Source organism: Paraburkholderia sp. RL17-368-BIF-A (genome assembly GCF_046054045.1).
Taxonomy (GTDB): Bacteria; Pseudomonadota; Gammaproteobacteria; order Burkholderiales; family Burkholderiaceae; genus Paraburkholderia; species Paraburkholderia graminis.
Window position 1 is genome coordinate 202437 of sequence record NZ_JARESN010000001.1, and the last position, 22309, is coordinate 224745.

The window sequence follows — 22309 nt, forward strand, 5'->3', positions numbered from 1 at the left end:
CGCTTACGCTTGCGCCGTTGCGCTTGCCAGTTCTTCGAAGCTCACTTCCTTGTCCGTCACCTTGGCCTTGCTCAGCACGAATTCGACGACGTTGGCTTCAACGACGTACGCTTCCATTTCAGCAAGGCGTTGCTGGTTCGAATAATACCAGCGGACGACTTCCTTCGGGTCTTCGTAGCTTTTCGCGAATTCGTCGACTTCGGCGCGGATCTGTTCCGGCTTTGCCTGCAGGTCGTTCGCCTTCACAAGCTCGGCCAGCACGAGACCCAGCTTCACGCGACGCTCGGCCTGTTCCTTGAACATAGCGGCAGGAATCGGCGCATCTTTAGCGTTCGGCACGCCGCGCTGCTCCAGATCCTGGCGAGCCATCGCGACGAGGCGTTCCTGATCCTGTTCGATCAGCGCGTTCGGCACGTCGAGTTCCGAAATCTTGAGCAGCGCGTCCATCACCTGATTCTTGACGATGGCTTGCGTGCGGCGCTTGGCTTCGCGCTCCAGATTGTCCTTGATCTCGGCGCGCATCTTGGTCAGATCGCCGTCTTCAATGCCGAGCGACTTCGCGAATTCAGCGTCGATTTCCGGCAGATGCGGCCACTCGATCTTCTTCATCGTGATCGTGAATTGCGCGGTCTTGCCGGCCACTTCCTTGCCGTGATAGTCGGCCGGGAATGCCAGGTCGAATTCCTTCGACTCGCCGACCTTCAGGCCCGTAGCCGCCTTTTCGAATTCCGGCAGCATGCGGCCTTCGCCCAGCACGAACGCGAAGTCTTCGGCGCTGCCGCCCTGGAACACTTCACCGTCGATCTTGCCGACGAAGTCGACCGACACGCGATCGCCTTCCTTGGCCGCCGTATCCGCGCCGCCGTCGCCGTGCTCGCCGGCTTCGCCGCGAGCGTGGAAATGCACGCGCTGCTTGCGCAGGATTTCGAGCGTGCGGTCGATTTCCGCTTCGGTGATCGTGGTCGTGGTGCGCTCGATTTCAGCCGTGGCGACATCGCCCAGCTTCACTTCGGGATAGACCTCGAAGGTCGCGTCGAAAGCGTAATCGCCTTCAGTCGCGTCGACCTTCGGCGCAAAGCTCGGCTGACCGGCGACGCGCAGGTTTTCGGCGCGGCTGATGTCGAAGAATTCCTTGCCGACCTTGTCGCTCAGCACTTCCGCTTCCACCTGGCCCGAATACTGTTGCGTCACCATCTTGAGCGGCACCTTGCCCGGGCGGAAACCCGGCATGCGCACGTTCTTCGCGAGTTGACGGATACGCGAGTCCACTTCCTTCTGCACGGCGTCCTTCGGCAGGGAAATCGTTACGCGGCGTTCGAGCTTGCCGAGGTTCTCAACAACGTTAGCCATGGCTTCAATCGTCCTAAAATTATTCGAGCGAATTCAGTTATCTTCTCGTGCCGCATTTGCGCGCCTGCGCCGCGGGCTTGCAGGCCGCCGGCAGCACGGTTGGGTCCAAAGAGCCGAATATTTTAGCAAACTATTTGCGCGCCTAGCCGGGATTCGATGATTACGCGCGTTTTTATCGGCATTCGGAGCCCTTTCCGGGCTGTTTTCGAGTCGGTTTCGCACTTCGCCGGCGATGCCGCCGCGCTACCGGATCGCAATTTCCACAATGCCGCCTATGCCTTTCGGCATATTTAGTCGGCGCGGCCATGCTGATAAGCTAGCGAACGCGCTCGGAGCGGCGCCGCGTCCGCTTCACCGCCGCCTCCCGGCTCGTAACCATTCCAACCATTCAGAGACACCATGCCGAATTCGCCGTCCACGCCCGTCGTCGTCATCGCCCCGGATTCCTTCAAAGGCTCGCTCAGCGCCGAACAGGTCGCGCAGGCGATCGCGTCGGGCGTGCGGCGTGCCCGTCCGGATGCCGAAGTCCGTATCTGCCCGATGGCGGACGGCGGAGAAGGCACGCTCGACGCCATGCTGACAAGCGGCGGCGAGCGCCGCACGCTGAGCGTGCGCGGTGCGGCCGGGCCGGTGCGCGACGCGCTGACCGGCGTGCTCGCCGACGGCAGCGCGATCGTGGAAACCGCGGAGATCGTCGGCATCACCGACCCGGTCGGGATGGGCGTGCCGGTTCAGGCGCGCAACACGCGCGGCATGGGCGAAGCGATCAGCGCGCTGCTCGACGCGGGCGTGCGGCGGTTTTTCGTCGCGCTCGGCGGCAGCAGCACGAACGACGGCGGCGCGGGCCTTCTCGTCGGACTCGGGCTGAAGCTCTTCGATGCGCAAGGCGGGGAACTCGAGCCCTCGCCCGAGCAACTCGCTCGCGTCGCGCGCGTGGACGTGTCGCAACTCGACGCGCGGCTCGCGGGCACGCAATTCATCGGCATGTCCGATGTGGACAATCCGCTGACCGGTGAGCATGGAGCAACCGCCGTGTTCGGCCCGCAAAAAGGCGTCAAGCCGGAACAGGTCGCGACGATCGACGCCGCCCTCGCCCGTTACGCGGATCTGCTCGAAGCGGCGCTCGGGCGCAGTGCCCGCGATCTGCCCGGCGCGGGCGCCGCGGGCGGCCTGGGCTTCGCGCTGCACATGCTCGGCGCGCAGTTCGAGCCGGGCGCGGAAACGGTCGCGCGGCAACTCGGCCTCGACGCCGCGCTCGAAGGCGCGAACTGGCTGATCACCGGCGAAGGACGCTCGGACGTGCAAACGCTGCATGGCAAAGCGCCCTTCATCGCGTGCCGTCATGCGCAAGCCGCAGGCGTGCCGGCCACACTTTTGTCGGGCGCCGTGGACTCCGCCGCGTTGCCGCGCCTTGCCGAATTTTTCAGTGGTTGCTTCTCGCCGGCACCCGGTCCGATCACGCTTGAATTCGCGATTCGCGACGCCGCGCGGCTCCTGGCGGATGAGGCCGAACAACTGACGCGTTTGAAGTACGGCGCGCGTTGACCAGGCGGCATGGTTGCGGCAACAATCACAGCGCCACAACCACGCCACTCATCACGGGAAGACCATGAAGGACTCCGCCAAAGCTGGCCTGGAACAGCTCCTCACTTATCGTCTGCATGTACTCAACAAGCTTGCTGAGCGCGGCATCAGCGAGCGCTACCAGGACAAGCTCGGCGTGACGTTGCCGGAAGCTCGCGTAATCGCGTCGGTGGGATCGTTTGGACCGTTCTCGATCATGGAACTCGCAAGGCATGCCAATCTCGACAAGAGCCAGGCGAGCCGCGCCGCCGAAGGTCTGATCAGACAGGGACTCGTCAAACGCGAAGCGAGTGCCGACGACGGCCGCGTGGTGCTCGTGTCGCTCACACCCGAGGGCCGCGCGCTGTATCGCAAGGTGATGCCGATCGCGCGCAAGTGGAATGGCGACCTGTTCGATTGCCTCGACGAAAACGAAAAGCTCGCGCTAGGCGAAGCGCTCGACAAGGTCATCGAGATGATGACTACGCGCGACGCGTGAAGCGTGTGAAACGCGGCTCGAGTCTGAAACCGGCAAGCGCCAGACATGACGCGCGGCGCTTCAAATTTGCGACGAATGCCGCGCTCATGAACAGAGGTGGATAACGCGTGTCGTTCGTTGCGAACGCACGCGCGTCTCAGTCGTTGCTCTCGCGCCGATGCCCAGGTTCCGGCGCGTGCCCTGCACCACCGGAAACCGCGTTCGCATTATCCTGGGGCGAAGCACCTGCTGGGCCGTTTAAGTCCGTTGCCGCAGCCGCCGTAGTTGCAAGACCGCCGGCCATCGCGCCCGATGCGCTTGCCGCGGCATCGCCCGCCGGCACCCGATGCGACACGCTGCGCGCCAGACGCCACGCGATCGCCGCGAGCGAGCCGACGGCCAGTAGCAATGCGGCCCACAGCACATAGCGCCGATACGCATCCGCATTCGCCGGCGACGGCGCATTCGCATTCGGCGCAAGCGCGAGCGGCTCGCCGACGCGCGCGGTGGCAATCGCCGAGGACGCGTCCATCAGCAACTCATCGCGCCCGACCGCGGTCGACACTGCGGACGCATTGCCCACGCCAAGCGTGAAAGGCGCCGATCCGCGCGCGACGAACGTCAGCGTCGCCGGACGCCACCCCGCTGCAACAGTCAGCACGCCGCTGCCGAGCCCGCCGTTACGCGCATCGACAACCACCCGCCAGTGACGGTCCGTATCCGGCGGCAATTGAAGCGACGGATTGTTCTGTTCGACGTCTCCGTTATGCAAACGGAACAGCGTCGCATTCGACACCTCGCGCCACGCCCCGCCCAGTTCGCCGCGCGAATAGACGACCGCGGGCGCCACCGTGTTGGGCTGCGGCAGATTCAGCCGCAGCCGGTCGACCGGGAAAGGACCGCTGGTGCTAAAGAAATATTCGCCGGCCTTCGGACCCGCGCGCGCAACGATGCCTTCGCGCCACTCGCGCTGGCTGTCCGCGAGTTGCGCGCGCCCCGCGCCGGCCGCCTGCACTTCGACATCGATCGATTCGAGGTACGGCGCGCCGTCGAGCCAGCGCAAGCGCAGGTAACGCGCGTGCGCACCGTTCAGTTCGATCCGGTCCTGGCTCAGCGTGCTGCCGTTGTAGCTGACCTTGAGCAGTTGCGCATCGCCGGCCGGTTGCCAGTTGCGCAGATCGTCGCTCGATTCGACCGACACACGCCCCTGGTAATTGTCGTCGCGCAGATGGATCAGCAGCGCGCTCGCGCGGCCTTCGTGCGACGCCTGACCGGCATCGATCAGATCGGTGTCGTGCTGCGCGCGCCCAGGCGGCGCGGCGGTGGCGCGCAGCGATCCGTCAGCGGCGATCGTCACGCCCAGCGGCGCGCCCGCCTGACCTGCGGCGGCGGGACGAAGCGGGAACCAGCGGGCCGGACGCAGCGTCGGCGGCGTGCGGGCCGGCTCGCGCGGCCCCTCGAGCGAGTACGGCACGGGCTCGCCCGCGCCGTTGAAAACGCGCACGTCGCCGAGATCGTTGCGCTGGCTGGCCGCATAGACCGCGGCCGGCAGCCTCACGCTGTAGTAGGCCGCGCCGTCGTCGAGCTGAAGCGCAAAGTGCCGCGCGAACTCTTCGGCCCACGCGGGCGCCGCGGTCCACGCGCACACGAGCGCGGCACACCAGCCCGTCACTTTCAGAAGATGCTTCATTGTTCAGTTTCCCTGACCATCGGCTTGGGCGGCAGCGGCGAGAAGTAGCCGATCAGCAGCAACATCAGGCCGATACCGATAAACGATACGATGCGCTCGATCCCCGTCACGTGCGACAGGTCGAACAGAAATAATTTGACGACAGTCGCGCCGAGCAACCCGCCGCCGATGAACCACACGATACGGCTTGCGCGTCTCGTCGCCCAGATCATCGCCGCCAGCGCGCACAGCGTCCAGAAGACCGAGACCGACGCCTGCACGAGCATCGACTCGGACATCTGCGCGAACTCGTACGGCACGCCGATCCAATGATGCAGCGTGCGCAGCAGCATCGCATTCAACCACACGAAGCCGGTCGCCCCGGCCGCGACTTGCAGCGGCAGCCGGTAGCCGTCGAGCGGCACGCCGAGACGGTGAACGCGCACGAGCCAGAGCGCGGCCAGTGCAAAGACCGCGGCTTGCACGAGATCGAGCGGATTCAATAACGGCAGCCGCGCCCACGCGCCGCCGTCCTGCGTCAGGTTGGCGTAGAACGTCCACAGCCACATCACGAGCACGAGCGGCGTCGACGAAATTGCGCACAGGCGCACGATGCTGTCGCGTCGCGCGAGCCACAAACCGGCGAACGCGAACGCGCTCCATCCGACCAGGAACACCTGCTGCAGCGTGAACGACGCGAGCACCGCGGTCACGTCGTACGCCGCGTCGAAATGATGATGCAGCGTGCGAAGCAGCAACGCATTGAACCACAGGAACAGCGTCGCGAGCACGGCATAATCGAACGCGCGCGGGTGCCATTGCACGCCCAGTGCGCGCAGCCGTCGCAGCCACACTGCGCCCGCGACGAACACGAGTATCTGCGCCACGTCGAGCGGATTGACGATGGGCAGCCAGAAGAGCGGCGCGGCGCTGCCGTCGCTCGTCACGCTTGCAATGGTCCACGCCCACAGCAACGCGGCGAGCGGCGCCGCGGCCCACACCTGATAGGCCCACGTGAAGCGCCCAACCGGCCAACGCAGACGATGCCCCACGCCGGCCAGCAGCAACAGCAGCGCGCCGAAGCCATACGCCCACGCGCTCCAGCTCCATGCACCTTCGGGCACGTAAGCGCGCAACGCCCAGTAGCCTTCGAGCGCGGCGAGCGTGCCGGCGGTCCAGAACACCAGCGTGTGCAGCGGCGCGAGAATGCGCTCGCCGACGTCGCGCTGCTGACGCCATAAAAGCGCGTAACTGGCGACGGCAACCAGCAGACAAACCAGCCAGCCGTAGCCGCTGACCGGCCTCATGTTCAATGCAAAAAGTCCGAGTGTGAGCGCGGCGAGAACAGGCACGAGCGCGAGCGCCGGCCACTCTGCGAGCGGCCAGCGCAGCTTGCGGCGCGCGCCATGAGCGAGCCATGCGCTCAGCGCGGCGAACAGCGCGACGAATGCGATGCCGACTCGGTCGCGGTCGTCCGGAACGTACGCATGGACGTAGCTCTGTATCTCGTTGAGCCCGCCCCCCACCCACCACAGCAGACCCCACAGACTCGCGACCACGCCGATCTGCGGCAGCCACGCGTGCCAGTCGCGTGCTTCGCTGCGGCCGTGCAAACGCCATCCGGTGAAGATGCCGGCGAGCGCGATCAGTACGCTTGCCAGATAAGCGCCGTTCAGCACCGGCAAGCTCGCCGCGTGGCTGAACGACAAAACCGTGCCGACGACAAACGCGCCCGCCGCGGCCAGTTGCATCAGCAGGCCGAAGGCGAACGCGACGAGGCGTCGTTGCCGCACGGCGAGCCATGTCACCGCGGCGCCTTCGATTGCCCACGTCGCGCTCGTCGTCGGTCCGGTGAACGCGAGCGGCACGGCGAGCGTCGCGAAGATGACGGCGAGCGCGAACATCGAGTCGAACAGCAGGCCGAGGCGCGCGCGGCGCGGCGCGAGCCAGCCCGCTATCGCGAGATAGAACACGGCGAGCGCGACGGCGCTCCATGCGAGCCCGAACTCGGTGCCTCGCATCAGCGCGGACTGCAGGCCGATTGCGACGAGCGGCGTGCCGAACACGAGCGTGCCGTCGACGTAATGCCTGAGCGTCAGTTCGCGGCGCACCGCGTAGAGCAGCGCGATACCGACATACATCAGGAAGAAGAGGACCAGAAACGGCTCGGTGCTCGCGAGGAGTTCCGGACGATATGCCGTCGCGCCCCACGCCGCGCCGATCGAGAACGTGAAGACAAAGCCGAGCAGATTCAGCGGACGCCATGCCTTGAACCACGCGATCGCGAAGATGCCCGCGTTGAGCAACGCGTAGTAACTGAACAGCATCACATGACTGCCGCCGCCGGTGGACAAGAGGAGCGGCGCGAGGAAGCCGCCCGCGCTGCCCATGAACGCGAGCGAAGGCGCATTCTGCCGTACCGCGAGGAACGCGCTCAGCGCGCAGGTCGCGACCATCAGCGGCAAGGCTGCGCCGGCGGGCAGCAGATGATAGAGCCGGGTCGCGGCGAACACCGTCAGGTACAGCGCGCCGACGCCGCCGCCTTGCAGCACGAGCCCGTACGCGCCGCGACTGTCGCCGATGCGCCAGCCGAGCACGAGCAAGGCCGTCGCGGCGAGCGCGACGCCGGCGAGGCGGAATTCGATCGGCAGCAGGCTGTTGTCGGCGGCGTATTTGAGCAGGAACGCAATGCCGAAGAACAGCACGACGATGCCGACGCGCACCACCGTATTGCCGCCGAAGAGCCAGTCGCGGCCTGCTTTGAAAAGGCGCTCGACGACGCCGGGGCCGCGTGGGGGGGCGGGTGGGAGGTTGGGTTGTGCCGGGGCGGCGAGGTCAGGTTGGGTATGCGCGGCGGCGTCGGGTTGCGGTTGGGCGGGTTGTGCCGCGTGGGTCGCAGTGGCTTGCGGGAGGCCCGCGAGGTTCGGTTGTGCTGGCGCGGCGGCGTCGGCTTGGGTGCGCGCGGCTGCGTCGAGTTGTGCTTGTGCTTGTGCTTGTGCTTGTGTTTGTGCGGCGGCGTCCATGCCGGTTGACGTTTCTGTCTGCCGAACAATCGACGCGCCCGCCTCCCCGCCCGCTGGCGCAAGCGCCGCCGACGCTCTCGCCGTGAGCTTCACGGCCTCTTGCGCCGCGATTGCATAGCGATGCTCTGTGGTGCCTGCCGCAACTGAATCGCGCATCGTTGCGGCGTCTGATGCGTGCATGGGCGCTGGCGCTCGAGCGTCGTCGGCTGACGCAATACCCACTGCCTCACGCAATTGCCGGATCTCGCCGCGCAGCGAAACGAGTTCACGTTCCAGCCACTCGACGCGAGCCGCCAGGTCACGAGGAGCGCTCGGCGCATCCGTGACGGTGGTTCCCGGAGATGGCGACTGCGCGGTGCCCGCTGGATTTCTCTTGCGCAAGCGCGCCAGCGCAAAGCCCGCGAGCGCGCCGAACAATGCGCCATAGCCGAGCGGAAGATCGTTCGACAACGAAGCCAGCATGCCGACCACCGCGCCCAGCACGGCAAATATCACGCTCATCGCATCCCTCTTTTATTGTGTTTTCCGGCGATATCCGTTTGATCGCAACCTCGGTCGCGCGGATTATCCGCGAATACGGCATGTGGAATCAGCGAAAATCGGCGCGCAGAATAACATGCAAAGCGACGTGCAAAGCGGGCTTTTCAAGCAGCTATCCCCCGATAGATGATGACGAGCGGCAGGCAAGCCAATTGAACGCGGATGTCGCCACGTCTCCGACAACACTTGCCGAAATTTCATCGCTCATTATGCGGCTGATGTGCGTCGATTAATTAAAGCGAATCGCTTACCGAATCGAACCGTTATTGTCAGCGCCTTTGCCGAGTCAATTACCCGAACAACGGCACGCGATTATCCGCGCGCCGCATTCTCACTGATCGCGACGCTGTCTTCGCGGCAAAACGCCAACCGTGTCAAAATCCCGGGTCCGCCGCGTGCGCCGGGTTATCGCTTCCATTCAAGTCGATGAACCGCGCGGCGCGCGAGCCAGTCATCCAACTCTATTCAGGGAAGTTTCAGTGGACATCAACAAACAGGTCGCGGCGCTCACGGCGTCGGAACTCCAGACGGCCGGTGCGAGCCAGGCGACGGCGATTGCGGTAAGCGTGCTGTTGCGCCATCTGCGTTCGCCGGAACTGGCGAAGCTGTTGTCGTCGGCGTTCGAAAACCATCAGGCGGTCATGCTGCAAACGCCGTGGCCCGAGCCGATGTTGCAGGCATTCGAATCGACGCGGCGCTTTCTCGAGGGCGCCGCGCAAGCCGATCTGCCGGGCACGCAGGCGCCGCCCGCCACACCGGAAGCCTGAGCGGCCTGACCTCGCCATGCGGGCCTCTACCGGCCTGCATCGCGCGCGCCGCCTATCCGGGTCACCAAAAAAGAGTCACCCAAGGGCCATTCAAGAAAGAGCCCCGGCGAGTGCTGTGACCTGACGGGGGTTCTCACTACACATCGCGACGATCGCGAACACTCGGCGTCGTACCGCTTCAGGCCGCCGTCAATTCCTGATTGCAGCCTCGCCAGCAGATTGTCGGGCGCGCTTTTGATTCGTCCCGCATGACGGGACGGCACAACTTTCCGAAATTGGAAGTTACGACATCAGAAAATCGGAGTATCTTTCCGATCAACCAAAAAAAATACCAAAGACCAAGAGATGGCAGATAACGAACCGACCAAGCCGGACTACCTTCTGTTCGATGAAATGAAGGAAGTCAGCGCGACCGTGCGCCGCACTCGCTCAGCGCAGGGCAAAAAGAATCCCGAGGACCTTCCGTTCGGTACGCCCGAGTGGATCGAGGTCAGCACGGACCTCATGCGGGACATGTGTGTGGCGATGGGTGGAGATCCCGACGCATGGCCGGCACTCCCGAATATCGAGTGATTGATAACCTGCGGAACCGGACCGACGGTCTCATTTGTACAGGTGGGCCATAGCGGACGGCCCGCTGTTCATGAACCCAACGACGCGCGAACGGTACGCCGGCTCGCACCAGATTTACCGCGTCTGGCAAACGGCGCGCAAGCGCGCCGGCGACGATTCTTCAGGCGCAAAGACCGTGGATAAGTTTGGAAAAGAAAACGGCGAAAAGAATGCAGCGATGCACGGAAAGCTTCTTGAGCGCGCAGGCCTTCAACAGGTTCCGATTCCGGCCTAGCGCCGCGGACTCTATTTCTCGGACTCTATTTCTTCTTGAGGCAGCGGAATATCCAATACATTGGAAAGACAGAAGATGTCTATACGCGGCTCGGGCAGCACATCAACGTCAAGAAATTCGATGATGTTATGTTCCTGCCGAGAATCCCGGATTCGCTTCAAGGCCGCCGGTCAACCACGCCAAGGAAATCCGCAGACCGCTCTATATCGAGAAGTTAATGGTGCGAGGGAGGGGACTCGAACCCCTACACCCTTGCGGGCGTCAGGACCTAAACCTGGTGCGTCTACCAATTTCGCCACCCTCGCAGCCGGGCCAACGTTGTACGTCTCGCCCGATGTCCTGCATGCTTTCCGGCGCGTTCAAATGTACGCGCCCAAAAGCGTAAGCGCGAGATTCTAACGCATTGATTCGCGCTTGTCTGCAACTGCCGGGCATCCGGCTCGCGCCTCTGCCGTTGCCCCGCCGATGCTACAATTTTCGGCTTCGCGCACGCATGCCGTGCTCACTTCGCCTGCCCTTCCCCACATTCCACGCCGTGAATTTCGACGAATATTGCCAGCAAAAAGCGGCGCCCCCTGGATCGAGCGCCTACTACGCGCTGCGGCAAGCGCCGGCCGCCAGTCAGCCGCGCTTGACCGCGCTCTTCGCACTGCGCCGCGAGTTCGAGGAAACGGTCAAGGAAGTGAGCGACCCCGCGATTGGCCGCACGAAGCTCGCGTGGTGGCAAAACGAACTCGGCGCGTTGGCTGCGGGCTCGCCCACGCATCCGGTTGCAAAGGCGCTCGCGGCTTCGCTGCCCGACGTCAAAGCGGAATACCCCGCGTTGCAGACGCTGCTTGGCGGCTTCGAGATGGATCTCGACCAGGCGCGTTACCTGGACTACCCGAATTTGCGCCGCTATGTGCAGGCGGTCGGCGGCACTTTTGCCGCGCTTGTGGCGCGCGCGGCGAGCACGAATGGATCCACGAGCGCACCCACGAGCGCACCCACCGACGGCGCACAGGCTCCGGGCTGGTCCGCACCGTTAGGCGAAGCGCTGCTGCTCGCACAACTCGTGGCGGAAACGGGCAACGATGCGCGCCACGGCCGCATCTACATTCCTATTGACGAAATGCAGCGCTTCAGTGTGACAGCCGCGGACCTGATCAATCGAAAATATTCGGATGCGTTCACGGAACTCATGCGCTTTCAGACGAAGCGGGCGCGTGATGCCTTGCATAGCGCGCTCGCCGCGGTGCCGCGCAGCGAGCGCCGTTCGCAGCGCACGCTGCTTGCGCAGGCCGCGCTCGCTGGCGCGTTGCTCGATGAAATAGAGCGCGACGGTTATCACGTGCTGCATCAACGTATCGCGTTGACGCCGGTCCGCAAGCTGTGGATCGCGTGGCGCGCAAAGTAAGCGTAACGGGCGGCGCGCGCCGTCGTCAGATGTGCAGCAAAGGGAGTGGCTCGAACTGCTGCCGCAAGATCGCCTGTGCGTCGACACGCCACCAGCGCGCGAGCACCGTCGCGTAAAGCTGTCGAAAATCGACGCCGACCGGCAGCTCCCCATTGCCGTCGAGCCGCGCCAACTGCGGCGGCACGCCGTGCAAGCCGCCGAGCACTCGTCCACCCATCATGAAATGCGGCGCCACGGTGCCGTGGTCGGTACCGGCGCTGCCATTCTCACGCGGATGCCGCCCGAACTCGCTGTACGTCATCACGAGCGTGTCGTTCCAACGGCCCAGTTCGACAAGCGCCGATCGCATCGCAGCCAAGCCTTCAGCAAATTGCGTCAGCAACAGACGATGACGCTCCGGCTGATTCTGATGCGTATCGAAGCCGTTTAGCGTCAGGCGGATTGCGGTTGCAGGGGCGGTTGTGTCGGCTTGCGCAGCATGTAGTCGCAGTGCCTGCCCTTGCTGTGCTTGCACGCGCAACCTATCGCGGGCCGCGAGCATCTGCATCGCGCTCTTTATCGACGCGCCGAACGAACTGCATGGAAACGCGGTCGTCAGTCGCGTTGCGTCTTGTGCGCGCAGCGGCCGACCGCATAGTTGAGCGATGCCTTTCCCGGCCTCTACAACTTGAGTGCGACCGGCACGCGCCCCGTCACCGCCGCCCAGCGCCAACGGTCCCATTTCAGCGCTGCCGATCACGACGCCCTCAGCGGCAAAACCAGCCGCCGCCGACGCGCTGTCGAACGCGCGACTGAGCCAGCCTTCGCGCAGGTACTGATCGGAGCGCGATGCCGTGTCCCATATCTGCATCGAACGAAAATGCGAGAGGTTGGGCGCCGCGTAACCGACGCCCTGAACGATCGCAAGCTGCCCGCTTCGCCACAAAGGCATCAACGGTTCGAGCGATGGATGCAGCGCCGTGCGTTCGTCGAGTTGAATCGCGTGCTCGCGTCTGATTGCGATGCGCTTACGGAGCCGGTAGTACGCCGGATCGGCGAACGGAATGACGGTGTTCAGACCGTCATTGCCGCCCTTCAATTCGATGAGGATCAGGAGCTCGCCGTTATCGCGCGCGAACACTGGAGCGTGACGTGCCCTGTGCGCGGCGGGCTCAGCGCCGAATGTGCGAGGCAGCCAGAGGGCCGCGCTGGCGGCGGCGCTCATCGAGAGAAAGCTGCGTCGTTTCATGGGGCGTCCGGAAGGATGCGCGAATCGCTGGCGAACAAATGTGCAAGGCGCACGATGCGTTCATGACAGACCGCATCTTCACGCACGATGACGCATCGCATGCGCCATGCCGCTCCCTTGTCTGCCCGCTTCTAGTACACAGGCCACATGCAAGAGTCGACACACCTTGTCAGCATGATGAGCAAGACATGCACTGCAAAATCAGGAACGGGAAGCACAGCGAAGAGCGATGCAAGTGCGAACAAGCACAAGACAGCACAAGAACGGAAAGACAGCGTGGAACGCTAAAACCAGAACAAGCACGACGACCACCACCACCAAAACCCTACCGCTTATAAAGCTCCCGCACAGCATCTTCGATATGCTGCCTCAGCAAACGACGTTCGTCCGGCGTCATATGCCCATCGCGGCGGCGTTGATCGAGGTCGGGGGGAACCGCGGTGCGCAGCATCACGTCCGATGCAGGCCGCTCGCTGTTCGAGTCATGACGGTTTGCTTTTGAGGGGCTCAGTCTGGGCGCGCGCGCGCTCGCAGCTCTGTCGGCAGAAGGCTGGGCGTGGGCGAGCGTTGATCCCAATGTGCCTGCGAGCGTACCGGCAACCGCCAGTGCAATCACGTTCAGGCGCACATTCGGCCAAACCCCTCCCTTCATGTTGTTCCCTTCGTGGCGCGGCAACCGGCGACCTCAAATGCGTGTGACAAACCCGGTTACGAGCCGGGCGCGTGGGTTTTAGTCGAGTGAAGTATCCACCGAACAGCCGCATTCAGTAAAGGAGTCTAACTGGCGTCGCTTTACGCCGTGCCACAGGCAGGGTAAATTTTGTAACTGACTGTAACTCGACAAATGATGCAACCGCGCACCACTTTCTAATCGCGCTAAGATGCCGACCATGGAAACCAAAAACCCTTCGAAAATCCTCGTCGTCGACGACGATCCGCGCCTGCGCGACCTGCTGCGCCGCTACCTCGGCGAACAAGGCTTCAATGTTTATGTGGCGGAGAACGCGCCGTCCATGAACAAGCTGTGGGTGCGCGAGCGCTTCGATCTGCTGGTGCTCGACCTCATGCTGCCTGGCGAGGACGGCCTGTCCATCTGCCGGCGTCTGCGCGGCAGCAACGACCGCACGCCGATCATCATGCTGACGGCCAAGGGCGAAGACGTCGATCGTATCGTCGGCCTCGAAATGGGCGCTGACGACTATCTGCCGAAGCCGTTCAATCCGCGCGAACTGGTCGCGCGAATTCATGCTGTGTTGCGCCGTCAGTCGCCGTCGGAATTGCCGGGCGCGCCGTCCGAGACCACCGAGGTCTTCGAGTTCGGCGAGTTCGCGCTCAATCTCGCGACCCGTACGCTCACCAAAGCAGGCCAGGAAATTCCGCTGACCACCGGCGAGTTCTCGGTGCTCAAGGTATTCGCGCGTCATCCGCGCCAGCCGCTGTCGCGCGAGAAGCTGATGGAACTCGCTCGCGGCCGCGAATACGAAGTGTTCGACCGCAGCCTCGACGTGCAGATCTCCCGTCTGCGCAAGCTGATCGAGCCCGACCCAGGCAGCCCGCGCTTCATTCAGACGGTATGGGGTCTTGGCTACGTGTTCATTCCCGACGGCGCAGCCTGAGTTTGTTCACACCTCAAGCTTTTGTTTTCAGATAAGAAGGGCCCATGCGGATCGACCGGCGCCTCCTGACGCTCGCGTTCGGCGGCCTTTTCTGGCGGACCTTTCTGCTGATCGCGCTGTTGATCGCAGTCAGTCTCGCCGCGTGGTTCCAGAGCTTCCGGGTGATCGAGCGCGAGCCGCGCGCGCAGCGCGTGGCGTTGCAGCTCGTCGCCATCGTCAAGCTCACACGCACGGCACTCCTTTATTCCGATCCCGATCTGCGGCGCGCGTTGCTGCAAGATCTGGAAAGCAATGAAGGCGTGCGCGTGTATCCGCGCGAAACCACCGACAAGTTCAAGCTGCAGCCCGACGAGTCGCTGAACCGGCTGATCGAACACGACATTCGCGGCCGTCTAGGCGACGACACCGTGATCGCGCAAAGCGTCAACGACATCCCTGGCGTGTGGATCAGCTTCAAGATCGACGACGACGATTACTGGGTCGCCCTCGACCGCGATCAACTCGACAATGCGACCGGCCTTCAATGGGCCGGCTGGGGCGTGTTCGCGCTTGCGCTGTCGCTGTTCGGCGCGGCCTTCATCACGAGTCTCGTGAACCGGCCGTTCGCACGTCTCGCGATGGCCGCGCGCCGGGTCGGCTCGGGCCAGTCGCCCGAACCGCTGCCCGAGCGCGGCATGGGCGTGGCCGCCGAAACCAATCGCAGTTTCAACCAGATGGTGCGGGACCTCGAGCAGCTCGAGGCCGACCGCGCCTTGATGCTCGCCGGCATCTCGCACGATCTGCGCACGCCGCTCGCGCGGCTGCGGCTCGAAACAGAAATGAGTCCGTCGGATCAAAGCACGAAAGACGCAATGGTCGACGACATCGAGCAGATGGATATGATCATCGGCCGCTTCCTCGATTACGCGCGGCCGGTGCAGCGCGTGCCCGAGCCGGTCGATCTGTCGGTGATCGCAAGCGAACTCGCCGCGCGCATGCAAAGCGAGGACAGCATGCGGCTGATCACGCGGCTTGCGCCGTCGGCGGTGATCGAAGCGGACGAGACCGACATGCGGCGCGTCGTCGGCAATCTGCTGGAAAACGCGCGCAAATACGGTTTGAGCGATGGCGACGGCATTCCGCACGTCATTCTGGAGACGCGTGTGTCGCACTCGCGAGTCGAGCTTTCGGTGGTCGACGAAGGCCCGGGCATTCCGGAAGATCAACTCGCGCTCGTCACACGGCCGTTCTATCGTGTGAACTCCGCTCGCACGCAGGCGAACGGCACGGGTCTCGGCATGGCGATCGTGCAGCGGCTCGTCGGCCGTTATCGCGGCGCGCTGCGCTTGCGCAATCGCACGCCGGGCCCCGGCCTCGAAGTCACGATCGAATTCCCGCTTGCCAAAGGCGCTTGAGTCCACTGCGAGCCCGCTGTGAACCGCTGTGGCCCGCGCCTTGCGACACCGGCCACATCAGACCAGGCTGCGCACTGCCAATGCCCGCGCCGTTGAATAATAACTATCCGGGTTGTTAGTTAAAAACTATTGAGCGGATAGTTCCATAGAGCTATAGTTAAAAGCCTGACACGCGCTCGTGATGACGAGCTGGTAGCCTCAACATGCTGTTTTTCCAACACACGAAGGAGCACTCGCATGAAAACCGTTGGCGACAAACTCGAAGCGTTCACCGTCACCGCTGCCAAGCCTGGCTTTAACAACCACGAGGAAAACGGCGTCTCGGCGTTCGAAGAGATCACGGAGCAGTCGTTCCCCGGCAAGTGGAAAATCATCTACTTCTACCCGAAGGATTTCACCTTCGTGTGCCCGACGGAAATCGTCGAGTTCGGCAAGCTCGCGAAAGACTTCGAGGAACGCGACGCGGTGCTGCTCGGCGGCAGCGTCGACAATGAATTCGTGAAGCTCGCATGGCGCCGCGAGCACAAGGACTTGAGCAAGCTGAACCACTATTCGTTCGGCGACGTGAAGGGCGAGCTGATCGACCAGCTCGGCGTGCGCGACAAGGAAGCGGGCGTCGCGCTGCGCGCCACGTTCATCGTCGATCCGGACAATACGATCCAGCACGTTTCGGTGAACAACCTGAACGTCGGCCGCAATCCTGAGGAAGTGCTGCGTATTCTCGACGGTCTGCAAACGGACGAGCTCTGTCCGTGCAACCGCGCAGTCGGCGGCGCGACGCTGTAAGCCGTGTCCGCCCAGGCCCGCCACGCTTGAAAAAGCCGCGGGCTTTTTTATCGACAACCCGATAGGAGATCGCAATGGAGTTCTTGTCTTCCATTAAGGCGCTCGTGCCCGACTACGCGAAAGACATCCGGCTGAATCTCGACGGCACGATCGCGCGCTCGTCGCTGGAAGGTAACGATGCGGTGGGCGTCGCGTTGGCCGCGGCTTTCGCCGCGAAGAGCACGGTGATCGTCAACGCGATTCGCAACGCGGGCGTGCTCTCGCCCGAAGAGACGAACGGCGCGTTGACCGCCGCCGCGTTGATGGGCATGAACAACGTCTGGTATCCGTACGTCGAAATGACGGACAACGCGGATCTGAAATCGCAACCGGCGCAGTTACGCATGAACGCCTATGCGTCGCATGGCGGCGTGGACAAGCGGCGCTTCGAGATGTATGCGCTCGCCGCGTCGATCATCGGCAAGTGTCACTTCTGCGTGAAGTCGCACTTCGATACGCTGGTCGCCGAAGGCATGAGCACGACGCAGTTGCGCGACGTGGGCCGGATTGCCGCGGTGATCAATGCGGCCGCGCAGTGTATTGCCGCTGAATAACGGCAGTTGATTTCGTCGCGGCTTCCGGGCTTTGTCAACGCCGCGCAAGCCGCTCTTCGCGGCCGCATAAAAGCCAGTCAGTCCTTGACCAGCAACACCACGGCCTGCGCCTCGATGCCCTCGCCGCGACCGAGATAGCCGAGCTTCTCATTGGTCTTGGCTTTCACGTTGACCTTTTCCGTCGGCAGGCCGAGGTCGGCGGCAATGTTCGCGCGCATGCCCTCGATATGCGGCGCGAGCTTCGGCGCCTGCGCGACCACGCTGCTGTCCACATTCGCGATCGAAAAGCCCGCGGCCTTCACGCGCGCCACGCACTCGCGCAGCAGCACGCGGCTGTCGGCGCCGGCGAACTTCGCATCCGTATCGGAGAAATGGCGGCCGATGTCGCCGAGCGCGGCCGCACCGAACAGCGCGTCGGTGATCGCGTGCAGCAGCACGTCGGCATCCGAATGGCCGAGCAAGCCGCGCTCATAGGGAATCGTCACCCCGCCGATAATCAACGGACGCCCCGGCACCAGCGCATGCACGTCGTAGCCTTGCCCAATTCTGAAATCCATCTGCGTCAAGTCCTCAAGTCCGTTCACTGAATTCACTGAAAATGAAACCGCCGGTCACGCTGCCGAAGGCCGCAGCAAAATCGCCTCGGCGAGATCGAAGTCTTCCGGGTACGTCACCTTGAAATTGCGCAAGCTGCCCTGCACGAGCCTCGGCGCATGGCCGGCCCATTCGATCGCGCTCGCTTCGTCGGTGAGATCGTGGCCGTCGGCCTGCGCGCGCAAGATCGCTTCGCGCAACATGCCGATGCGGAACATCTGCGGCGTCTGCGCCTGCCAGAGTCCGTCGCGCGATTCGGTGCGGGCAATGCGGCCGTCCGCCGATGCGCGGTCGATGCGCTTTAACGTATCCGCGACCGGCAAGGCCATGATGCCGCCCACCGCGTCGTCTTTCAGCGCGCCGGTCAACGTGCGGATCAGCCCCGGCGTGATGCCCGGCCGCGCGGCGTCGTGCACGAGCACCCAGTCGTCGTCGCGCGCGTTGAACTCGGTGAGCGCGTGCAAGCCGTTCAGCACCGACGCCTGGCGCGACGCGCCGCCGCAACGGCGCACGGCAAAGCGCAAGCCGCCGAAGCGGCGCGCGTCGAAGTGCTGGTCGTCGGGCGCAATGACGACGAGCGTTTGCGCGAATTCGCTGCACGCGTCGAATGCCGCGAGCGAATAATGCAGCAGGTCGCGGCCGGCGACGGTGCGATACTGTTTGGGCATCGCGGCGCCGGAACGGCTGCCGGTGCCTGCGCACGGAATCAGGGCAAATAGACGGGAAGTCACGAGTGCGGATGCCGCGAGGTCAAAGTAAAGGACGGATTTTATAATAGGTCCTTCGCATCCACGCCCCGACACGCGTAAACTTGCCGGTTCGTGTGAGCCCGAGGCCGCCTTTTCCTTTCTATGCCAGATATCGCCGCAACATCGCAGTACTCCCCGCCCGTCGCGCTCGTCAAGGCCGGCCAGCGTTTCGCCTTCGACGGCACGCATGGCTCGTCCGACGCGCTGCTGATCGCCCGCTACCATCTCGCCTATCGCGAGAAGGTGCCGTTGCTCGCGGTCGTCTGCGAGAGCGCGGTCGATGCACAGCGGCTGTCGCAGGAAATCGGCTTTTTCGCGCCGGACGCGCGCGTGCGCCTGCTGCCCGACTGGGAAACGCTGCCTTACGACACCTTTTCGCCGCACCAGGATCTGGTCTCCGAGCGCCTCGCCACGCTGCACGATCTCGGCGAGGGCCGCTGCGACATCCTGCTCGTGCCCGCCACCACGGCGCTGTACCGGATGCCGCCCGCGTCGTTTCTCGCGGCCTATACGTTCTCGTTCTCGCAAGGCGAGCGCCTCGACGAGGCCAAGCTGAAAGCGCAGCTCACACTGGCCGGCTACGAACACGTGAGCCAGGTCGTGCGCCCCGGCGAATACTGCGTGCGCGGCTCGCTGCTCGATCTTTACCCGATGGGCTCGCCCTTGCCCTACCGGATCGATCTGTTCGACGACCAGGTGGATTCGATCCGCGCGTTCGATCCCGACACGCAGCGCAGCCTTTATCCGGTGAAAGACGTGCGGCTCTTGCCGGGCCGCGAATTCCCCTTCGACGAAGCCGCGCGCACCGCGTTTCGCAGCCGCTGGCGCGAGACGTTCGAGGGCGATCCGAGCCGCGCGTCGATCTATAAGGACATCGGCAACGGCGTGCCGTCGGCGGGCATCGAATATTATTTGCCGCTTTTCTTCGACGAGACGGCTACCCTCTTCCACTATTTGCCCCAAGGCGCGCAACTCGCGTTTATCGGCGATCTGGATGCGGCGATCCGGCGCTTCACCAACGACACCAAGCAGCGCTACAACTTCCTGTCGCACGATCGCGACCGGCCCATTCTCGAGCCGCAGCGCCTCTTTCTGACGGACGAGGATTTCTTCACGCTCGCCAAGCCCTTCGCGCGCCTCGTGCTGCCGGCCAACGCGGGCGGCGGTTGGGCGACGCCGCTGCCGAACCTCGCGATCGACCGTCACGCGGACGATCCTGTCTCCGCGTTGCGCGCGTTTCTCGACACGACGCCGAACCGCGTGCTGTTCGCCGCGGAATCGGCGGGCCGCCGCGAAACGCTATTGCAGTTGCTTGCGGACAATCATCTGAAGCCCGCGTCGAGCGACAGCTTCCAGGACTGGCTCATCGGCGACGCGCGTTTTTCGCTCGGCGTCGCGCCGCTTGCGAACGGCTTTGCGGTGCCGGTCGACGGCATCGCGATCATCACCGAGACCGAGCTTTACGGACCGCTCGCGCGACGCGCCGGGCGACGTCGTCAGGAACAGGCGAGCAACGTCGATTCGATGGTGCGCGATCTGTCCGAGCTGAAGGTCGGCGATCCGGTCGTGCATTCGCAGCACGGCATTGGCCGCTACATGGGCCTCGTCACGATGGACCTGGGCGAAGGCGAAACCGAGTTCCTGCACCTCGAATACGCGGGCGACAGCAAGCTCTACGTGCCGGTCGCGCAACTGCATGTGATCTCGCGCTATAGCGGCGCCGACCCGGAAAGCGCGCCGCTGCATTCGCTCGGCTCGGGTCAATGGGAGAAGGCCAAGCGCAAGGCCGCGCAGCAGATTCGCGACACGGCCGCCGAGCTGCTGAACCTTTACGCGCGCCGCGCCGCGCGCTCGGGCCACGCGTTCGCGCTCGAACCGAAAGACTATGTGAAGTTCGCCGAGAGCTTCGGTTTCGAGGAAACGCCGGACCAGGCCGCGGCCATCGCCGCCGTGATCGGCGACATGACGAGCGGCAAGCCGATGGACCGTCTGGTATGCGGCGACGTGGGCTTCGGCAAGACCGAGGTTGCATTGCGCGCGGCGTTTATCGCGGTGATGGGCGGCAAGCAGGTCGCGCTCCTCTCGCCCACCACGCTGCTCGCCGAACAGCATACGCAAACCTTCACGGACCGCTTCTCCGACTGGCCGGTGCGTATCGCCGAACTGTCGCGCTTCAAGTCGACCAAGGAAGTGAACGCCGCGATCCAGCAGATCAACGAAGGCAGCGTCGATATCGTGATCGGCACGCACAAGCTGCTCTCGTCGGATGTGCAGTTCAAGCGGCTCGGGCTCGTGATCATCGACGAAGAACACCGCTTCGGCGTGCGTCAGAAAGAAGCGCTCAAAGCGTTGCGCGCGGAAGTGGACGTGCTCACGCTGACCGCCACGCCGATTCCGCGCACGCTCGGCATGGCGCTCGAAGGGCTGCGCGATTTCTCTGTGATCGCGACCGCGCCGCAAAAGCGTCTGGCGATCAAGACCTTCGTGCGTCGCGAGGAAGAAAGCGTGATTCGCGAAGCCATGCTGCGCGAACTGAAGCGCGGCGGCCAGGTTTACTTTTTGCATAACGAAGTCGAGACCATCGAGAATCGCCGGCAGATGCTTGAAGCGCTCGTGCCCGAAGCACGCATCGCGGTCGCGCATGGGCAGATGCACGAGCGCGAACTCGAACGCGTGATGCGCGACTTCGTCGCGCAACGCGCGAACGTGCTGCTGTGCACGACGATTATCGAAACCGGCATCGACGTGCCGAGCGCGAATACGATCCTGATTCATCGCTCGGACAAGTTCGGTCTTGCGCAATTGCACCAGTTGCGCGGACGCGTCGGGCGCTCGCATCACCAGGCGTACGCGTATCTGCTCGTGCACGATCCGCAAGGTCTGACGAAGCAGGCGCAGCGCCGGCTCGAGGCGATCCAGCAGATGGAGGAACTCGGTTCGGGCTTCTATCTGGCCATGCACGATCTGGAGATTCGCGGCACGGGCGAAGTGCTCGGCGACAAGCAGTCGGGCGAGATTCACGAGATCGGTTTCCAGCTTTACACCGACATGCTCAACGACGCCGTGAAGGCGCTGAAGGACGGCAAGGAGCCCGACCTCACCGCGCCGCTTGCCGCGACGACCGAGATCAATCTGCATGCGCCCGCGATTCTGCCCGCCGACTATTGCGGCGACGTGCAGGAACGTCTGTCGCTCTACAAGCGGCTCGCGAATTGCGAGCACAGCGATTCGATCGACGGCATTCAGGAAGAGCTGATCGACCGCTTCGGCAAGCTGCCGCCGCAGGCGCATGCGCTTGTCGAGACGCATCGGCTGAGGCTGGCGGCGAAGCCGTTGGGCATCTCGAAGATCGACGCGGGCGAAGCCGTGATCGGCTTGCAGTTCATTCCGAATCCGCCAATCGACGCGATGCGTATCATCGAGATGGTGCAGAAGCACAAGCACATCAAGCTCGCGGGCCAGGACAAACTGCGCATTGAAACGCGCAGTCCCGACCTTGCGGTGCGCGTCGCGACCGTCAAGGAGACCTTGCGCGCACTCGGGTCGCCGAGCCGCGGTACGGCCGCGGCAACGGCGGCGCGATGAGTTGAGTAAGTTGAGTTGAAACGCCGCACGGCGTAGGGCGCGTTCATTCGATGCACGCGTTACGCGCTGCCCAGCGCACAAAACCGCCCTACGTCTAGCGTTATTCCGCAATGCTGCGCTGCGCAACCCGC

18 protein-coding genes, 1 tRNA gene and 1 pseudogene are annotated in these 22309 nt (G+C 64.0%); 12 read left to right on the forward strand and 8 right to left on the reverse strand.

The features are described 5' to 3' along the window. Positions 1-3: 3 nt before the first annotated feature. Positions 4-1350 (reverse strand): trigger factor, encoded by a 1347-nt coding sequence (gene tig, locus P0D87_RS00860; protein WP_006048926.1) that lies wholly within the window; start codon positions 1348-1350, stop codon positions 4-6. Between the two features lie 399 nt (positions 1351-1749). On the opposite strand from tig, the gene P0D87_RS00865 reads away from it, so the two are divergent. Further along, positions 1750-2895: a glycerate kinase gene (locus tag P0D87_RS00865; protein WP_006048925.1), complete on the forward strand. Its 1146-nt coding sequence runs from the start codon at positions 1750-1752 to the stop codon at positions 2893-2895. Positions 2896-2959: 64 nt separating this feature from the next. Next, positions 2960-3412, forward strand: coding sequence for a MarR family winged helix-turn-helix transcriptional regulator (locus P0D87_RS00870; RefSeq protein ID WP_029968344.1), 453 nt, complete (start codon positions 2960-2962; stop codon positions 3410-3412). A gap of 136 nt (positions 3413-3548) precedes the next feature. Here the strand turns inward: P0D87_RS00870 and P0D87_RS00875 are convergent, their stop codons facing one another. Together P0D87_RS00875 and P0D87_RS00880 are read right to left on the reverse strand one after the other, a co-directional pair. Continuing rightward, a complete protein-coding gene (locus P0D87_RS00875) occupies positions 3549-5081 on the reverse strand; it encodes a DUF3999 domain-containing protein (protein WP_053858055.1) in 1533 nt (510 codons plus the stop codon). Further along, a complete protein-coding gene (locus P0D87_RS00880; RefSeq protein WP_053858054.1) occupies positions 5078-8584 on the reverse strand; it encodes a DUF2339 domain-containing protein in 3507 nt (1168 codons plus the stop codon). The genes P0D87_RS00875 and P0D87_RS00880 overlap by 4 nt, the downstream gene beginning before the upstream one ends. 518 nt (positions 8585-9102) lie before the next feature. Between P0D87_RS00880 and P0D87_RS00885 the strand changes: the two genes are divergently transcribed. From P0D87_RS00885 to P0D87_RS00900, 4 genes and pseudogenes are all read left to right on the forward strand, one after another. Next, positions 9103-9390: a hypothetical protein gene (locus P0D87_RS00885; RefSeq protein WP_053858053.1), complete on the forward strand. Its 288-nt coding sequence runs from the start codon at positions 9103-9105 to the stop codon at positions 9388-9390. 345 nt (positions 9391-9735) lie between these two features. Further along, positions 9736-9963 carry a hypothetical protein gene (locus P0D87_RS00890; RefSeq protein ID WP_053858052.1) on the forward strand — a complete coding sequence of 76 codons (228 nt, stop codon included), beginning with the start codon at positions 9736-9738 and terminating at the stop codon, positions 9961-9963. Positions 9964-10033: 70 nt separating this feature from the next. Then, positions 10034-10237 (forward strand): hypothetical protein, encoded by a 204-nt coding sequence (locus tag P0D87_RS00895; protein WP_053858051.1) that lies wholly within the window; start codon positions 10034-10036, stop codon positions 10235-10237. Between the two features lie 32 nt (positions 10238-10269). Beyond that, positions 10270-10455 (forward strand): annotated as a pseudogene (locus P0D87_RS00900) (GIY-YIG nuclease family protein); the annotation flags it as partial. Here P0D87_RS00900 and P0D87_RS00905 read toward each other — a convergent pair. Further along, positions 10456-10542, reverse strand: a tRNA-Leu gene (locus P0D87_RS00905). Between the two features lie 230 nt (positions 10543-10772). Here P0D87_RS00905 and P0D87_RS00910 point away from each other — a divergent pair. Further along, positions 10773-11633: a squalene/phytoene synthase family protein gene (locus P0D87_RS00910; RefSeq protein ID WP_053859019.1), complete on the forward strand. Its 861-nt coding sequence runs from the start codon at positions 10773-10775 to the stop codon at positions 11631-11633. Positions 11634-11658: 25 nt separating this feature from the next. On the opposite strand, the gene P0D87_RS00915 is transcribed toward P0D87_RS00910, so the two are convergent. Both P0D87_RS00915 and P0D87_RS00920 read right to left on the reverse strand, forming a co-directional pair. Beyond that, positions 11659-12861, reverse strand: coding sequence for a DUF1501 domain-containing protein (locus P0D87_RS00915; protein WP_053858050.1), 1203 nt, complete (start codon positions 12859-12861; stop codon positions 11659-11661). A 325-nt stretch (positions 12862-13186) separates the two neighbouring features. Further along, complete coding sequence (locus P0D87_RS00920) at positions 13187-13513, reverse strand: hypothetical protein (RefSeq protein WP_082366974.1); 327 nt, start codon at positions 13511-13513, stop codon at positions 13187-13189. Between the two features lie 229 nt (positions 13514-13742). Between P0D87_RS00920 and ompR the strand changes: the two genes are divergently transcribed. The 4 genes from ompR to P0D87_RS00940 all read left to right on the forward strand — a co-directional run bounded on the left by ompR (position 13743) and on the right by P0D87_RS00940 (position 17250). Continuing rightward, the gene (gene ompR, locus P0D87_RS00925) at positions 13743-14477 is read left to right on the forward strand and encodes an osmolarity response regulator transcription factor OmpR (protein WP_006048917.1); all 735 of its coding nucleotides are present in this window, start codon (positions 13743-13745) and stop codon (positions 14475-14477) included. 44 nt (positions 14478-14521) lie between these two features. Then, positions 14522-15871 (forward strand): ATP-binding protein, encoded by a 1350-nt coding sequence (locus tag P0D87_RS00930; RefSeq protein WP_006048916.1) that lies wholly within the window; start codon positions 14522-14524, stop codon positions 15869-15871. A gap of 237 nt (positions 15872-16108) precedes the next feature. Then, positions 16109-16657, forward strand: coding sequence for a peroxiredoxin (locus tag P0D87_RS00935; RefSeq protein ID WP_006048915.1), 549 nt, complete (start codon positions 16109-16111; stop codon positions 16655-16657). A gap of 74 nt (positions 16658-16731) precedes the next feature. Continuing rightward, positions 16732-17250: a carboxymuconolactone decarboxylase family protein gene (locus tag P0D87_RS00940; RefSeq protein WP_006048914.1), complete on the forward strand. Its 519-nt coding sequence runs from the start codon at positions 16732-16734 to the stop codon at positions 17248-17250. Positions 17251-17327: 77 nt separating this feature from the next. Here P0D87_RS00940 and ispF read toward each other — a convergent pair whose 3' ends face one another. Together ispF and ispD are read right to left on the reverse strand one after the other, a co-directional pair. Further along, positions 17328-17807, reverse strand: coding sequence for a 2-C-methyl-D-erythritol 2,4-cyclodiphosphate synthase (ispF, locus tag P0D87_RS00945; protein WP_006048913.1), 480 nt, complete (start codon positions 17805-17807; stop codon positions 17328-17330). A gap of 54 nt (positions 17808-17861) precedes the next feature. After that, entirely contained in the window at positions 17862-18575 is a 714-nt protein-coding gene (ispD, locus tag P0D87_RS00950; protein WP_029968333.1) for a 2-C-methyl-D-erythritol 4-phosphate cytidylyltransferase, read from the reverse strand. A 120-nt stretch (positions 18576-18695) separates the two neighbouring features. On the opposite strand from ispD, the gene mfd reads away from it, so the two are divergent. Continuing rightward, the gene (gene mfd / locus P0D87_RS00955) at positions 18696-22178 is read left to right on the forward strand and encodes a transcription-repair coupling factor (protein WP_029968331.1); all 3483 of its coding nucleotides are present in this window, start codon (positions 18696-18698) and stop codon (positions 22176-22178) included. The last annotated feature ends 131 nt before the right edge of the window (positions 22179-22309 follow it).

Bases quoted from the DNA above. Each gene is read 5' to 3' on its own strand.
- P0D87_RS00875 (WP_053858055.1), bottom strand. From the start codon at position 5,081: ATGAAGCATCTTCTGAAAGTGACGGGCTGGTGTGCCGCGCTCGTGTGC.
- P0D87_RS00940 (WP_006048914.1), top strand. From the start codon at position 16,732: ATGGAGTTCTTGTCTTCCATTAAGGCGCTCGTGCCCGACTACGCGAAA.
- P0D87_RS00895 (WP_053858051.1), top strand. From the start codon at position 10,034: ATGAACCCAACGACGCGCGAACGGTACGCCGGCTCGCACCAGATTTAC.
- P0D87_RS00890 (WP_053858052.1), top strand. From the start codon at position 9,736: ATGGCAGATAACGAACCGACCAAGCCGGACTACCTTCTGTTCGATGAA.
- P0D87_RS00880 (WP_053858054.1), bottom strand. From the start codon at position 8,584: ATGAGCGTGATATTTGCCGTGCTGGGCGCGGTGGTCGGCATGCTGGCT.
- ispF (WP_006048913.1), bottom strand. From the start codon at position 17,807: ATGGATTTCAGAATTGGGCAAGGCTACGACGTGCATGCGCTGGTGCCG.
- P0D87_RS00930 (WP_006048916.1), top strand. From the start codon at position 14,522: ATGCGGATCGACCGGCGCCTCCTGACGCTCGCGTTCGGCGGCCTTTTC.
- P0D87_RS00865 (WP_006048925.1), top strand. From the start codon at position 1,750: ATGCCGAATTCGCCGTCCACGCCCGTCGTCGTCATCGCCCCGGATTCC.
- P0D87_RS00935 (WP_006048915.1), top strand. From the start codon at position 16,109: ATGAAAACCGTTGGCGACAAACTCGAAGCGTTCACCGTCACCGCTGCC.
- P0D87_RS00915 (WP_053858050.1), bottom strand. From the start codon at position 12,861: ATGAAACGACGCAGCTTTCTCTCGATGAGCGCCGCCGCCAGCGCGGCC.
- ompR (WP_006048917.1), top strand. From the start codon at position 13,743: ATGCCGACCATGGAAACCAAAAACCCTTCGAAAATCCTCGTCGTCGAC.
- tig (WP_006048926.1), bottom strand. From the start codon at position 1,350: ATGGCTAACGTTGTTGAGAACCTCGGCAAGCTCGAACGCCGCGTAACG.
- P0D87_RS00920 (WP_082366974.1), bottom strand. From the start codon at position 13,513: ATGAAGGGAGGGGTTTGGCCGAATGTGCGCCTGAACGTGATTGCACTG.
- P0D87_RS00870 (WP_029968344.1), top strand. From the start codon at position 2,960: ATGAAGGACTCCGCCAAAGCTGGCCTGGAACAGCTCCTCACTTATCGT.
- mfd (WP_029968331.1), top strand. From the start codon at position 18,696: ATGCCAGATATCGCCGCAACATCGCAGTACTCCCCGCCCGTCGCGCTC.